The sequence below is a fragment of the Nonomuraea solani genome (assembly GCF_900108335.1).
GTDB lineage: Bacteria > Actinomycetota > Actinomycetes > Streptosporangiales > Streptosporangiaceae > Nonomuraea > Nonomuraea solani.
The window spans coordinates 395,952-410,407 of the sequence record NZ_FNVT01000003.1 but is presented as its reverse complement, the minus strand read 5'-3'; the positions used below and the strand labels follow the sequence as shown (position 1 = coordinate 410,407).

Genomic DNA, 14,456 nt, shown 5'->3' with positions numbered 1-14,456 from the left:
TGGAAAGGTTCGCAAAAGTTACAGAAAATATTTGATCACGTGTTTAACCAGGGCTTATACCGAAAAATCGGTTATGTCGTGATCTGACCGGCTACAGTCTGGGCCATGACGGACGTCTACACGCTCGGTGAGCCGTTGGGTGTCGTCTCAAGTGGCCGGGTGAGGCACGAGACCGAGGCCAGGCTGGACGTCTGCGGGCCCGAGTTCACGCTGGCCATCGCCCTGGCCCGGCTCGGGCACCAGGCCGCGTACCTGGGCAAGCTCGGCGCCGACGAACTGGGCGCCAGGGCGCTCACCGTACTCAAGGGTGAGGGCGTGGACGTCGAGGACGTGCGCGTGACCGAGGGCTGGCACACCGGGCTGGTCCTGCGGGAGTCGCGCGTCGCGCGCGAACCCAAGATGACGCACTACCGCGCCGGCTCGGCGGGCTCGATGCTGGCGCCGGGCAACGTACCGATCGACCGGATCGCCGCCTCGAAGATGCTCCACGTCACCGGCATCACCGCCGGGCTGGGCAGGGACGCGCTCGACGCCGTGCGGGCCGCCGTGAGCGCGGCCAGGAACGCCGAGGTGATGGTGTCGTTCGCGGTCGAGTACGTCCCCGAGCTGTGGCCGTCGGTACGCGAGGCCGAGGAGGTGCTCAGCGAGCTGGCCTGCGACTCGCACCTGCTCTTCCTCCGCCAGGACGAGCTCGACCTGGTCAAGCCCGCGCTCACGCCGGAGCGGGAGGTCGTGGTGGACCGCGGCGTCAAGGGGGCCAGCGTGCGGGCCGATCGGATGCGGTACGACGTACAGGGCTGGCAGGTGCCGGTCGTGGACACGGCGGGCGCGGGGGAGGCGTTCGCGGCCGGCTACATCAGCGCGGCGCTCGACGGCCTCATCCCCCAGGAACGCCTGCACCGCGGGGCGCTCTTGAGCGCCGCCGCGGTGACCAGCGTCAGCGACTGGCAGGGCCTCCCCACCAGAGCCGAACTCTAGAGGTACGGCCGGCGACCACCCGCCTCCCCCTTCAGAAGGTCAGTTGACGGTCAGGGTGAAGGTCGAGGTCGTGTTCTTGATGTTCTGATGGTTGTTCGCGAACCGCAGCCCGTTGATGGTCGCGGCCCCGACCGCGGGCCCCTGACCGGGCTCGGGCAGCTCGTTCACCCAGATCCCGAACCCCGACTTCGCGTCGAAGGCGTCACCGCTCTTCTGCGCCCCGCTGATCGACACGTTCGTGAGGATCGTGTCCCTGACCGGGTTCAACGGTGTCGCGGGGCTGGAGTAGCCGGTCTGGAACATGATCCCGCTGTACGTCGGGTCCACGATGTCCAGGTTGCTGACCCGGATCCCCTGGAACACCTTCGACGAGGAGAACAGCCACATCGCCGGGAACGTCTGCTGCCCCCAGAAATGCCCACCGGCCCTGACCAGCGAGATGTTGTCGAAGGTCGTCGGCGGGCTGGCGCCGAAGCCGTGCATCGGGATCCCGAAGTCCAGCGAGCTGATCGTGACCCCCGAGTACACCAGCGTGTCCGCCACGTAGATGTTCCTGAAGGTGTTGTCGTACCCGCCGTACACGGCCAGCCCCGCCGCCCGCCACGTCAGCAGCGAGGTCAGGTTCTCGAAGACGTTGCCGGACTGCTCGCCCGAGTTGTTGTCGATGGCCGAGAACAGCGCGAAGCTGTCGTCGCCCGTGGACCTGGTCTCGATGTTGGTGACGTGGTTGCCGGTGCTGCCGTTGGTCATGTTCAGGCCGTCGGCGAACACGTTCCTGATGCGCGAGTTCTTGATCGTCAGGTTGTCGGTGTTCGTGCCCCACAGCAGGCAGATCTGGTGTTCGGCCCAGATGTTGTCGATGGTCATGTTCGCCACGTTCGACAGGTCGAACACCTTGCCGGGGCCGTCGATGCGCTCGACGTAGTTGCCGAAGTAGGCGAAGCCCGCGAACGTCGAGCCGTTGGCCGTGGCGTCGGCGCGGAAGCCGATGTCGGTGTTCTGCTGCCCGGAGGGGGCGTGGAACCGGGTGAACCAGGGGCCGGCGCCGACGATCTTGACGGCCTTGCCGTACACCTGGAACTTACCGCTCGTCTGGTAGTCGCCCGCTGGCAGGTAGACGCCGGTCAGATTGGCGTCCAGGCGGGCCTTGTCGAGCGCGTTCTGCACGTCCTGGTGCGAGAATCCGGCCGGTACGGCGTACTTCGCCGGATCCGGGTTCGCGGCCGCCGTGACCTGCTCGAAGTCCACGAAGTCGATCGCGTAGGTGAGGGTGTTGGCCGCGTCCTTCTGCAGCCTGATCTTGCTGCCCTGGGGGACGGTGGTGCCGAGCAGCAGGTTCGCCTCGTCGTAGATGTGCCGGGGCGGTCCTGAGCCGGGGGAGTTGTTCGGTCCTGCCTCGGGGCCGTAGAGCCAGGCGTAGCGGGAGGTCAGGCTGATGGTCTTGAGGAAGGTGCCGTCGACGTAGACGTTCAGGGTGGAGTTGAGGCCGCCACCGCCCGCCGCGTCGGGCATCGAGAAGCGGGTGACCAGGGTGTTCGTGGGCGCCCTGGTGGTGAACTCGACGTAGGCGCCGGTCTGGCCGAGCGTCACCGCGCGGCGTCCCGACGCCTCGCCGGCGATGGTGCCGATCTCCCTGCTCGGTCCGACGCGGGCCGCGCCGCCGCCGATCGCGGCGTCCTCGGCCTCGTACGTGTCGTACGGCATGTTCGCGCCACGCCCCACGAACAGCGGCAGCGTGCTGGTGTTGTTGGCGCGCTTGACGGGCAGCTCGTTGGCGTCGTCGGCGAGCACGGTCTTGACCGTGTACTTGCCGTTGGCCGCCGTCCACGTCCCCAGGCTCACCGGGCTGGTGGTGGCTCCGGCGGCGATCGCGCCGCCGGTCGAGCCGGTCAGCGTCTTGACGACGGTGCCCGAGTCGTTCGTGACGGTGAGCGTGACGCCGTGGGAGCCGCCGCTGGAGGCGACGGTGCCCTGGTTCTTGATCGCGACCGAGAACGTCACCGTGGTGCCCGCCGCCGGATTGCCCGGCGCCCAGGCCACGGGGGAGGCGATCAGGTCGGCGGTGTCGACCGGCCTGACGGTCAGGGTGCCGGTGGTGCCGTTGTTGGCCTCGTTCTGCTCGACGACCTTGCCGTCCTCGTCCACCTTGGCCGCGAGCTGGTACGTCCCCGCGTCCCTGGCCCCGATGTTCGCCGTCACGGTGGCGGAGGCCCCGGCGGCCAGCGCGCCCACGGCGGCGGTGCCGGCCTTGGTGGTCCCGGCGTAGAAGTTCACCGAGGTCGCCGTGGCGGCCGCGGTGCCGGTGTTCCTGACCGTGGCCGACAGCGTCACCGCGTCGGTCTCGACGGGATCGGCGGGCGAGGAGGTCAGGTTCGACACGGTCAGGTCGGGGTTGGCGGCGGGCGTGCCGAAGATCTGGAACTCGGCGACCTGCCCACCGGGTGCGCCGGAATTGGCGGTGATCTGCAGCCGCACGTCGGCGGCCTTGGCCGTCACCGGGATCGTCACCGTGTTCCCCGTCGCCGGGTCGAAGGTGTAGACGGCCTGGGAGACGAGATTCGTGAAGCCGCTCGCGTTCTGCTCACGGCCGAGCACCTGGATCGTCTGTGTCCGCCGGGCCCAGGCGCCGTCGGGGTTCAGCTTCAGCGTGATCGAGGTCAGGTCCGCGTTCGCGCCGAGTTGCGCGGTCAGCGTGTTCGGGTAGGCGGCGCCTTCCCAGTAGGTCTGGACGTTGTTGTCATTGGCGTTGGCGGCCACGTAGGTGTGGGTGTGTGAGGAGGCCACCATGGCCTTGCCCAGAGCCAGGTTGGTGCTCGGGTCGTCCGGCCCGCTGCCCCAGACCTCGAACTCGGAGAGCTGGCCCGCCGGCCAGCCGGAGTTGGCGGTGATCTGCACGCGGACGTAACGCGCGGTCACCGCGCCGAAGGTGATGGTGGCGGCCGGGTTGAACGTGTAGGTGGCCGAGGCGATCGTCGAGAAGGTGGAGCCGTTCGTGCTCCCTTGGACGGTCAGCGTCTGGGTCCGGCTCGGCCACCCGGAGGGCAGCTTGAGCACCAGCCTGTTCACGCTCGCGCTGGAACCCAGATCGACCTGGACCCACTGCGGGAAGGCGTCGTTGGCCGACTCCCAATAGGTGGCCTGGTCGCCGTCGGTCACGTTGGCGGCGCGGTAGACGTCGTTGGTGCTGCTCGCGGTGGCGGCCTTGCCGGCCGCGAGGTTGGTGTCGGCCGCGGCGTGCGCGGGCGGCGCGACCAGAAATCCGATGAGTAACGTAAGGGCGGCAAGCAGAGCTCTCATGGGGGTGGCCCTTCGGGGAAGACGGATGGCCGAACCATAGGATGTCGAGCAGATGACCGCAATATTTCGACGATATTTCGCAAACATCTGACTGGTGGATGTTGGGTCGAAAAGCCCGCTATCGCTGGTCAGACGGCAATAAAGGGCCGGAAGCCCGCCTGGGACGCGGCGCAAGCGATGACGTCCGATCGACGTAAGCCATTGCAAGCGCTTGCGCTGTAGGCCGTATAGTTTGCGCATGACACGACGACTCGCAGAGGTGGCCAAGAAGGTCGGGGTGAGCGAGGCGACCGTGAGCCGCGTGCTCAACGGCAAGCCCGGGGTGTCCGACGCGACCCGCGAGGCCGTGCTGACGGCACTCGACGTGCTCGGCTACGAACGCCCCACCCAACTACGCGGCGACCGGGCCCGGCTGGTCGGCCTGGTGCTGCCCGAGCTGCAGAACCCGATCTTCCCCGCCTTCGCGGAAGTGGTCGGCGGCGCCCTGGCGCAGCAGGGTTTCACCTCGGTGCTGTGTACGCGCACGGTCGGCGGCGTCTCGGAGGCCGACTACGTCGATCTGCTCCTGCAGCAGCAGGTCAGCGGTGTGGTGTTCGCCGGCGGCCTGTACGCCCAGGCCGACGCCGCGCACGGCCACTACGAGCTGCTGCACGAGCGCAAACTGCCCACCGTCCTGGTCAACGCGGCCGTCCGACACCTCGACTTCCCGCAGGTGTCCTGCGACGACGTGGTGGCTGCCGAGATGGCCATCGCCCACCTGCGCGCGCTCGGCCACGAGCGGATCGGCATGGTGCTGGGGCCCAAGGACCACATGCCCTCACGGCGCAAGCTGGAGACGTTCCAGGCCGAGGGCGGCGACGCCGAGCTGGTCGAGCACACGATGTTCTCCCTCGAAGGCGGCCACGCGGCCGCCGCCCGGCTGGTCAGGCGCGGGGTGACCGGCGTCATCTGCGCCAGCGACCTGCTCGCCCTCGGCACGGTCCGCGCCGCCCGCCGGGCCGGCCGCACCGTCCCCGCCGACATCTCGGTGATCGGTTTCGACGACTCGGCCCTGATGAACTGCACGGACCCGCCCCTGACCACGGTCCGCCAGCCCATCGACGCCATGGGCCGCGCCGCCGTCGATCTCCTGGTCGCCCAGATCGACAAGGCGGTCGTACCGGCGGACGAGCTGCTGTTCGAGCCCGAGCTGGTGGTCCGGGCCTCCACGGCGCGCGCGGGAGCGTAACTCAGTCGTTATCTTGCAAAATGAAGTCGAAATATTGCGTCCTTCGGTCGGCGATCCTATGGTGTGGGCACCTCGCATCAGAAGGGTCAGACCATGCAGAGATCCACCGGACTCTTGCTCGTAACCGTGCTAGGGCTCACGGCCTCGGCTTGTGGCTCGGGCGAGCCGGCCACCCCCAACGCCAGCGGCGGCGCCAAGGCCGTGACGATCACGGTGGCCTGCCAGCCGGCGAAGTCCGCGCCGAAGGAGCGCCAGGCCTGGGACGACGACGTGGCCGCGTTCATGAAGGCGCACCCCGGCGTGACGGTCAAGAGCACGGACCAGCAGCCGTGCTTCGACCCCAAGACGTTCGGCCCCAAGCTGGCGGGCGGCCAGATGGAGACGGCCTTCGTGGTGCCGGTGACCAACTACAACGACGTGATCTCCAAGGGCCAGGCGCTGGACATCACCCAGCACACCGGCGTCATCAAGACCTGGAACGACCTGCGCGCCGACCACAAGGAACTGGTCACCAAGGACGGCAAGGTCTACGGCGTGCCGAACGTCCACTACAGCGTCGGCCTGGTCTACAACCGCGCCCTGTTCACCAAGGCCGGGCTCGACCCGGACACCCCGCCCAAGACCTGGACCGAGGTGCGCGAGGCCGCCAAGAAGATCGCCGCGCTCGGCCAGGGACACGTCGGTTTCGGCGAATACTCCGGCGGTAACACCGGTGGCTGGCACTTCACCCAGTCGATCTACGGCCGCGGCGGCAGCATCCTGGCCCCCGACGGCAAGAAGGCCGCGTTCAACTCGCCCGAGGGCAAGGCCGTGCTCCAGAACCTGCACGACATGCGCTGGGTGGACAACAGCATGGGCACCAAGCTGCTGGTCGGCTGGGAGTCCCTCATGGTCGCCATGGGCAGCGGCAAGGTCGGCATGATGCTCGGCGCCCCCGACGTCGTCACCGACGTGGTCAACAAGTTCAAGGGCAACGTCGCCGACTACGGCATCACCGGCTTCCCCGAGGCCAAGGCGTCGCTGAGCGGCGGCGAGTCGTTCATGATCAACCCGAAGGCCACCCCGGAGGAGGCGAAGGCCGCGCTGGAGTGGATCGACTTCCGCTTCAACACCGTCGGTAAGGGCCGCTTCGACTTCGCCCGCGGAAAGGCCATCGGCAACCCCGTCGGCGTGCCGGACAACGCCGTCTTCGGTGACTCGGCCACCGGCCAGGCCATCCAGGCCGACCGCGTGAAGAACGCCTCCCTCCCGGTCGCCAACTACGACTCCTACGTCCAGGCCGCCGGCACGATCCCGCCGAAGGCCGAGCCGCTGCACGCGCAGGAGCTGTACGCCATCCTCGACGTGCCGATGTCCGGCGTGCTGAGCCGCAAGGACGCCGGCATCGACCAGCTCCTGGCGGACGCCGAGACCAAGGCCAACTCGATGCTGGCGGCCAAGGGCTGACCTGCATGCAGATTCTGAGGCGCAATCTGACGGCCTACGGGTTCTTGTGCGCGGCGCTGGCCTGTTTCACGGTGTTCGCCTGGTATCCGATGGTCAGGGAGTTCATCCTGAGCTTCCAGAAGACCGACCTGATCAACGAGCCGACCTGGGTGGGCCTGGACAACTTCGCGACCGCGTTCCTGGACCCCGCCTTCGGCGAAGCCTGGCTGAACACCCTGGAGTTCACGCTCCTCGCGCTCGTGTGCGGCTACGCCGTGCCGTTCGTCGTCGCGCTCGTGCTGAACGAGCTGCGCCACGCCCGGGCCTACCTGCGGTTCGTGGTCTACCTGCCGGTCATGCTGCCGCCGATCGTGGCGGTGCTGCTGTTCAGGTGGTTCTACGATCCGGGGCCCGGGCTGTTCAACCAGGTGCTCGACGTCCTCGGCCTGCCGCCGCTGGCCTGGCTGGACAGCTCGTCCACCGCCCTGATCTCCCTGGTCATCGTCTCGACCTGGATGAACATGGGCAGCGCGACGCTGATCTACCTGGCCGCGCTGCAGAACATCCCGCCGGAGCTGTACGAGGCGGCGGAGCTGGACGGGGCCGGCATCTGGAAGCGGATCAGGCACGTCACGATCCCGCAGACGCGGCTGATCCTGCTGCTCATGCTCATGTTGCAGATCGTGGCGACCATGCAGGTGTTCATCGAGCCGTACATGCTGACCGGCGGCGGGCCGGAGAACGCGACGGTCACGGTGGCGTACCTGATGTTCCAGAACGCGTTCACGCTCCAGGACTACGGCTCGGCCGGGGCGCTCGGCATGATGCTCATGATCGTGCTGCTCGTCTTCGCGGCCCTCCAGCTCCGGCTGACCAGGGAGGACAAGGCGTGATCTCCGTCGGAGCCCGCGCGGCGACCGGGCGCAAGCGGGGCAGGAAGCGGTCGCCGAAGCCGATCGAGGTGCAGTTCCGCACGATCGTCTCCCCGCACCAGCTCAACAGCAGGTGGGGCCGGCGGATCTACTGGCTCGTGCTGGTCACGGTCCTCGTGGTGTTCACGCTCGCCTTCGTCTTCCCGCTCTACTGGATGATCACCGGCGCGCTCAAGACGCCGGAGGAGCTCGCGCAGATGCCGCCGACGCTCGTGCCGGCCGATCCGGCGCCGGACGCGTTCTTCGAGGCGTGGGACCTGTTCGACATCGGTACGTTGCTCGCGAACACCGCGTACTACTCGCTGGGCGGCTGGGCCGTCTGCATGGCCGTGGACGTGTCGGCGGCGTACGCGCTGTCGAAGCTGCGCCCGATGTTCGGCAACGTCATCCTCGGCATGATGCTGGCCACGCTGATGATCCCGGCGATGGTCATCCTGATCCCGCTCTACGTCACGGTCGTCGACCTGGGCCTGCTCAACAACCCGTGGGCGCTGTGGCTGCCCGCGGCGGCCAACGGCTTCAACATCTTCCTGCTCAAGCGCTTCTTCGACTCGATCCCACGGGAGCTGATCGAGGCCGCGCAGATCGACGGGGCGGGGCCGGTGCGGATCCTGCGCTCGGTGGTCCTGCCCATCTCCAGGCCCATCCTGGGCGTGGTCTCGATCTTCACGATCGTCACCTCGTTCAAGGACTTCGTCTGGCCGCTGCTCGTCATGACCGACAGCGACAAGATGACGATCAGCGTGGGCCTGTCGCAGACGGCCGGGGCCGTCACCCAGAACCAGGTCATGGGCGGTCTGCTGATCACCAGCATTCCCATGATCATCGTTTTCTTCATCTTCCAACGGCACATCATGGCGGGCCTCACCGCCGGAAGCATTAAGGGATAGCGCATGTCGCAAACGTGGTGGCGGGGGGCCGCGATCTACCAGGTCTACCTGCGTAGCTTCGCCGACGGGAACGGTGACGGCGCCGGCGATCTGGCCGGTCTGCGCTCCCGCCTGCCGTACCTGAAGGACCTGGGGATCGACGCCATCTGGCTCAACCCGTGGTATCCGTCGCCGATGGCCGACGGCGGCTACGACGTGGCCGACTACCGGGGCATCGAGCCGGTCTTCGGCACGCTCGACGAGGCGGAGCGGTTCATCGAGGAGGCGCACGAGCTCGACATCAAGGTCATCATCGACGTCGTGCCGAACCACAGCTCCACCGAGAGCGCCTGGTTCAAGGAGGCGCTGGCCGACCCCGCCGCGCGTGACCGCTTCTGGTTCGCCGACGAGCCCCTCAACGACTGGCAGTCCATCTTCGGCGGCCCGGCCTGGACCCAGGTCCCCGACGGCCAGTGGTACCTGCACCTGTTCGCCCCCGAGCAGCCCGACTTCAACTGGGCCAACCCGGAGGTGCACCGCGAGTTCGAGGACGTGCTGCGCTTCTGGTTCGACCGCGGCGTGGACGGCTTCCGCATCGACTCCGCCGCCCTGCTGTTCAAGTCGGACACCCGTTACGAAGACCTCGACGAGGTCCACGACGTCTACCGCCGGTGGCGCGAGGTGGCCGGCGAGTACGGCGAGCGCGTCCTGATCGGGGAGGTCTGGCTCCCCGACCAGGAGCGTTTCGCGCTCTACCTGCGCCCCGACGAGATGCACACGGCCTTCAACTTCGACTTCCTGTCGTGTGCCTGGGACCCCGCCGACCTGCGCAGGTCCATCGACCTCACCCTGGCCACCCACACCCCCATCGGCGCCCCGCCGACCTGGGTGTTGTCCAACCACGACGTCACCCGGCCGGTCACCCGGTACGGCCGCGCCGACACCACGTTCGCCCACGGCGGCGCCCTCCACGGCACCCCGTCGGACCTGGAGCTGGGCTACCGCCGCGCCCGCGCCGCGGCCCTGCTGGCCATGGCGCTGCCCGGTTCCGTCTACGTCTACCAGGGCGAGGAGCTGGGCCTGCCCGAGGTGGAGGACCTCCCGGACGAGGTGCGCCAGGACCCGATGCACGCCCGCTCGGGCGGCACGAACCCCGGCCGCGACGGCTGCCGGATCCCGCTACCGTGGTCGGGCGACGAGCCCCCGTTCGGCTTCGGCACCGGAACCCCGTGGCTGCCGCAGCCGGAGAGCTGGCGCAAGCTGACGGCCGAGGCCCAGCGCACGGACCTGGGCTCGATGCTCAACCTCTACCGTACGGCCCTGGGCCTGCGCAGGGAGCTGCTCGGGGACGGCACGCTCACCTGGCTGCCGCTGGGGGAGCAGGTCCTGGCCTTCACCCGCGACTCGGGCCTGACCAGCGTCACCAACCTGGGCACGGACCCGGTGCCGCTGCCCGCCGGCAAGGTCGTGCTGTCGAGCGGCCCGCTAGAGGACGGCCGCCTGCCCTCCGACACCACGGTCTGGCTCACCGAGCTCTGACCGATCACGCCCCGGGCGGAGCTGCTGCCGCTCGGGGCGCCTGATCAGCAGCGCCGCTGCCGCTCCTATGACGCACACCCACCCGAACCAGTCGCCGAACCGGGCGTACAGGGTGGGTCCGGCGGGCCCCGCCGGCACGTCCGCGACGGCCACCACGAACGGGGCCCGCGTCCCCTCCGTGTCGGTCGAGGCCAGCACCCGCCCCCACGCGTCGGAGATCATCGGCGTGCCCCACTGCGCCGACCAGGCCAGCGAGAACCCGCTCTCCACGCCGCGCAGCAGCCCCATCCGGCTGTGCTGCCACCCGTTGCCGAACTCGTCGGCCGCCGGTACGGCCAGCAGCCGCGCCCCCGCCCGCCCGTAGTCGCGGCTGGGGGCGGCGAAGTTGAGGTCCATGCAGTTGGCGAGCCCGATCCCCTTCGCGACCACCAGGTCCACGCCCTTCCTGAACGGCTCTCCGGGTGAGAAGTGCCATTTGGTGTAGTACGCGGGCTTCGAGCCGTCCGCCGGGAGCCGTACCGAGTAGTTGTACTTGAGGCCCGGCGCCGTGTGAATGATCCCGACGACCACGTCGACCCCATGCCGCCGCCCCGCTTGCGCGAGCGGCTCGATCACGCCGGGCAGGCTGCTCGGGGAGGTGCCGAAGGTGCCCTCGGGCAGCACCACCGTCCGTACGCACCCACGCCCCGCCCGCCGGCATCGCCGCCACCGCGCAGGGCGCCAGCAGCACCAGGAACTCCACACCCCACGCCCCGGTCACGGAGGCGATCTGGGTGACGAGCGGAACCTCGGCCTGGTTGGTGGCGAGGGGCCAGATGATGCCGCTCGGGTTGACCAGCGTCACCAGGTGCATGGCCCCCACCCAGGCCGCAGGCGCCGCGAACGCCGCCACCAGCGTCCGCCCCTTGCCGGCCAGTGCCCGGAAGAGGAGCACCACCAGGCCGAACAGCACCGAACTGCCCACCAGGATCATCAGCCCGATCGGCAGTGGCACCGACGGCGTCCGCAGGAAGAACACGAACTGCCCGGCCAGCCCCAGCAGGTAGGCCGGAAAGGCCACGCCGAAGGCCGCCCGCCCGCTCATCCACGTCGCCGCCCACAGCACCGGCAAGGGCGCGACCCACGTCAGAGCCGGGATCGGCGCGAATCCGGTGCCTAAAGAGAACAGCACCGCCGAAGCCAGCAGAGCGAATATTCCCCGTTTCATGTATACACCGTAAACGCGCATTGTTTACAGTGTCAACGTATACCTCCGCCGTCCGTCCGCCGCGCCCTCGAACACCGCGCCGAGCCGATCGGCCAGCCGGTGGGAGGCCAGGTTGCCGTCATCGGTCTCGATCAGGACCTCCGTCAGCCGCGCCCGCCGCCCCGCCCCGAGCACGGCCTCGGCCGCCTCGGCCGCCAGCCCGGCGCCCCAGTGCCCGGGATCGAGGCTGTAGAGGATCTCGACCCGCTCCTCACCGCGCCGCCGCAGCCCGCACACCCCGATGAGCACGTCGTCCTTGACCACCTTCCACAGCCCGTAGCCGTGCCGCGCGAAGTCGGCCTCGCTGTCGCGCAGCAGCGTCTCGGCCAGCTTGGGACTGACCTCACGGTCATCGAAGAGGTACCGCCTGACCTGGGGGTCGTTCCAGTGCTGGACGAGCACGCCCAGGTCGCTCAACCCGGCCGGTCGTAACTCCAGCCGTCTCGTGGACATCTCCGTCATACCTTCCAGGAAACATCCACCCGGCGCCCGTTACGATCCCCCAATGGCACGGCTGCGCAGAACGCCCCCGCACGAGCTCGACCCGGAGGGCCGGGCGCTCTACGACACGATCACGCAAGGGCCGCGCGGCGGGTTCATGGTGGATCCGGCGGGCGGGCTCACGGGCCCGTTCAACGCGATGCTGCTCAGCCCGCCCGTCGGCGACCCGCTGCAGGAGCTCGGGGCCGCCCTCCGCTACCGCTCCTCGCTCACCGACCGGGCGCGGGAGCTGGCGATCCTGGTCGTGGCCGGGCACCAGGACAGCGCCTTCGAGCAGGCGGCCCACGAGCCGATCGCCCGCGACCTGGGCTTCACCGACGAGCAGCTACGCGCCCTGCGCGACGGAGACCCCCTCACACTGCCAGACCCCGGGGAAGCGGCGGTACTGGCCGTGGCCCGGGCGCTGGTGACCAAGAGTGACCTGGACGACGAGGAGTACGCGCTGCTGGGGGAGCGGGAGGTGTTCGAGCTGACCACCCTGGTCGGTTACTACACGACGCTGGCCCTGCAGCTCCGCGTCTTCCGCGTGCCGCCCCGTTAGGCGCGGCGCTCGCCGCTGGGATCGCGTAGCCAGGCCTCCAGCGCCGCCCGCGCCGAGGCGGCCTCCTCAGGAAAGCGCAGCGTCCGCACCAGCACCCACACCGTCCCCTGCAGGCCGCGCGCCGCCAGGAACGTCCGCAGTTCGCCCGGATCGGCCCCGTACGCCCGCACGGCCGCCCGCCCGTCCAGCATCCTCGAACGGAGCAGGCACGCCAGATCCCACCCCACGGGCGCGGCCATGGTCTCCTCGAAGTCGTTCCAGAGCAGCCCGGCGGGGGTGGCCAGCAGGTTACCCGGATGCGCGTCACCGTGCACGGCCTGCGTGCCCGCCTCTTTCGAGAGCCGCTCGGCCAGCTCCGCGTGCGCCTCCCGCAGCCGGGCAAGTTCACCGGCGTCGAGCACGCCGTCGAGCACGCCGTCGAGCGACTCCATCAGCCGCGCCGGCTCGTTCAGCACCGGCTCCAGGTACGGCAACTCGCCGGGATAGGCACGCAGCGCCTCGTGCAGCTCCGCCAGCATCCGCCCCGCCACGTCCGGCGTCACCACGTGCGCGGGATCGTGTTCGGCGTACGCCCAGAAGGACACCGCCACCCCGTCCCGCACGTGCGGCCCGGCGGGCAGCAGGTCGCTCGGCGGCACCACGGGCGCCCCGGCCCCGTGCAGGAACGACACGACGTTCAGCTCCCGCTCCAGCGCCTCGGCCGGCCGGGGACGGGCGAGCGCGGTAACGGTCGGCACCCGCGCCACGATCGGCGCGGGCCGCAGGTGGACACGCAGATTGAAGGAGTCGTTGAGCACGACGGGATCATCGACCGGCAGTCCGTGCTCGGCCGCGACGGCGAGCACGGCGCGTACGGCGGCGCCCGGCGAGTGTGGGCTCATGCCGACTCCCGGACCACCAGCTCCGTCGGCAGGATGATCGGCTCCGTCGGGCCGCCCTCGAACAGGTTGAGCAGCAGCCGGACCATGGCCGCCGCCTGGTCGGCCACCGGATGCCGGAGCGTGGTCAGCGGCGGCTCGGTGTACTTGGCCGCCTCGATGTCGTCGAAGCCCACCACCGCCACGTCGTCGGGCACCCGCCGCCCCGACTGCCGGAGCGACTGCAGGGCCCCCACCGCCATCAGGTCGTTGGCCACGAAGACGGCGTCCAGCCCTGGGTCGTCGCCGAGAAGCTGGCGCATGGCGACCGCGCCCGACTCCCGCGTGAAGTCGCCCACCGCGACGATTGAGCGGCGGTCGGAGTCGCGCAGCACGTTGCGGTAGCCGGCCAGCCGGTCCTGGCCGGCGATCATGTCCTGTGGGCCGGCGATCGTGGCGATCCGGCGGCGGCCCGTCTCCACCAGGTGCCGGACGCCGGCCTCGGCCCCGCCCACGTTGTCGTTGTCGACGAACGGGATGTTCACCGGCACGGCCGGCCGCCCGTAGGACACCACCGGTACCCGCAGCCGCGACAGCGCGGACGGCAGCGGGTCGGCGCCGTGCATGGACAGCAGCATCACGCCGTCGACGTGGCCCCCCGCGATGTAGCGCTCCACCCGGGCATGGCTCTTGGGCGAGGACGCGAGCATCAGCACGACCTGCTTGTTGATCGCCTCCAGCTCTACGGAGGCCGACCTGATCGCGGTGGAGAACATCGGATCCTCGGAGAAGACCCGCGTCCCCGGCTCGCTGACCACCAGGGCGACCGAGTCGGTGCGCTGGGTGACGAGGCTGCGCGCCGCCGAGTTGGGCACGTAGCCCAGCTCGTCGATCGCGCGCAGCACGGCGTCGCGGATGGCGGGCGCCACCGTCGTCTGCCCGTTGACGACCCGGGAGGCGGTGGCGCGCGAGACGCCGGCCCGGGCGGCGACCGCCTCGAGCGTCGGGCGTCTCATGACTGCACCAGAAGGGAGAGCACGGAA

12 protein-coding genes and 1 pseudogene are annotated in these 14,456 nt (G+C 69.6%); 7 read left to right on the top strand and 6 right to left on the bottom strand.

Translation table 11 applies throughout. The features are described 5' to 3' along the window. Window positions 1–105: 105 nt before the first annotated feature. Entirely contained in the window at window positions 106–978 is an 873-nt protein-coding gene (locus C4V41_RS12935) for a PfkB family carbohydrate kinase (protein WP_103956066.1), read from the top strand. Between the two features lie 39 nt (window positions 979–1,017). Here the strand turns inward: C4V41_RS12935 and C4V41_RS12930 are convergent, their stop codons facing one another. Beyond that, complete coding sequence (locus C4V41_RS12930) at window positions 1,018–4,275, bottom strand: discoidin domain-containing protein (RefSeq protein ID WP_200823934.1); 3,258 nt, start codon at window positions 4,273–4,275, stop codon at window positions 1,018–1,020. Window positions 4,276–4,513: 238 nt separating this feature from the next. Between C4V41_RS12930 and C4V41_RS12925 the strand changes: the two genes are divergently transcribed. From C4V41_RS12925 to C4V41_RS12905, 5 genes are all read left to right on the top strand, one after another. After that, complete coding sequence (locus tag C4V41_RS12925) at window positions 4,514–5,503, top strand: LacI family DNA-binding transcriptional regulator (RefSeq protein ID WP_103956064.1); 990 nt, start codon at window positions 4,514–4,516, stop codon at window positions 5,501–5,503. Window positions 5,504–5,629: 126 nt separating this feature from the next. Further along, the gene (locus tag C4V41_RS12920) at window positions 5,630–6,949 is read left to right on the top strand and encodes an ABC transporter substrate-binding protein (RefSeq protein WP_235030092.1); all 1,320 of its coding nucleotides are present in this window, start codon (window positions 5,630–5,632) and stop codon (window positions 6,947–6,949) included. 5 nt (window positions 6,950–6,954) lie between these two features. Then, the gene (locus tag C4V41_RS12915; RefSeq protein WP_103956062.1) at window positions 6,955–7,821 is read left to right on the top strand and encodes a carbohydrate ABC transporter permease; all 867 of its coding nucleotides are present in this window, start codon (window positions 6,955–6,957) and stop codon (window positions 7,819–7,821) included. After that, window positions 7,818–8,750 carry a carbohydrate ABC transporter permease gene (locus tag C4V41_RS12910; protein WP_235030091.1) on the top strand — a complete coding sequence of 311 codons (933 nt, stop codon included), beginning with the start codon at window positions 7,818–7,820 and terminating at the stop codon, window positions 8,748–8,750. The genes C4V41_RS12915 and C4V41_RS12910 overlap by 4 nt, the downstream gene beginning before the upstream one ends. Window positions 8,751–8,753: 3 nt before the next feature. Continuing rightward, a complete protein-coding gene (locus C4V41_RS12905; protein WP_103956061.1) occupies window positions 8,754–10,268 on the top strand; it encodes a glycoside hydrolase family 13 protein in 1,515 nt (504 codons plus the stop codon). On the opposite strand, the gene C4V41_RS62870 is transcribed toward C4V41_RS12905, so the two are convergent. From C4V41_RS62870 to C4V41_RS12895, 3 genes and pseudogenes are all read right to left on the bottom strand, one after another. Next, window positions 10,215–10,934 (bottom strand): nitrilase-related carbon-nitrogen hydrolase, encoded by a 720-nt coding sequence (locus C4V41_RS62870; protein WP_200823933.1) that lies wholly within the window; start codon window positions 10,932–10,934, stop codon window positions 10,215–10,217. The genes C4V41_RS12905 and C4V41_RS62870 overlap by 54 nt on opposite strands. Window positions 10,935–11,046: 112 nt before the next feature. Then, window positions 11,047–11,475 (bottom strand): annotated as a pseudogene (locus C4V41_RS66070) (hypothetical protein); the annotation flags it as partial. Window positions 11,476–11,499: 24 nt separating this feature from the next. Then, window positions 11,500–11,967, bottom strand: coding sequence for a GNAT family N-acetyltransferase (locus tag C4V41_RS12895; protein ID WP_160150258.1), 468 nt, complete (start codon window positions 11,965–11,967; stop codon window positions 11,500–11,502). A 52-nt stretch (window positions 11,968–12,019) separates the two neighbouring features. Between C4V41_RS12895 and C4V41_RS12890 the strand changes: the two genes are divergently transcribed. Beyond that, window positions 12,020–12,556, top strand: a complete 537-nt coding sequence (locus C4V41_RS12890; protein ID WP_103956059.1) for a carboxymuconolactone decarboxylase family protein — start codon at window positions 12,020–12,022, stop codon at window positions 12,554–12,556. Here C4V41_RS12890 and C4V41_RS12885 read toward each other — a convergent pair. Both C4V41_RS12885 and C4V41_RS12880 read right to left on the bottom strand, forming a co-directional pair. Further along, complete coding sequence (locus tag C4V41_RS12885; protein WP_103956058.1) at window positions 12,553–13,437, bottom strand: phosphotransferase; 885 nt, start codon at window positions 13,435–13,437, stop codon at window positions 12,553–12,555. The genes C4V41_RS12890 and C4V41_RS12885 overlap by 4 nt on opposite strands. Beyond that, the gene (locus C4V41_RS12880) at window positions 13,434–14,429 is read right to left on the bottom strand and encodes a LacI family DNA-binding transcriptional regulator (RefSeq protein WP_103956057.1); all 996 of its coding nucleotides are present in this window, start codon (window positions 14,427–14,429) and stop codon (window positions 13,434–13,436) included. Before C4V41_RS12880 ends, C4V41_RS12885 begins: the two co-directional genes overlap by 4 nt. Between the last annotated feature and the right edge of the window lie 27 nt (window positions 14,430–14,456).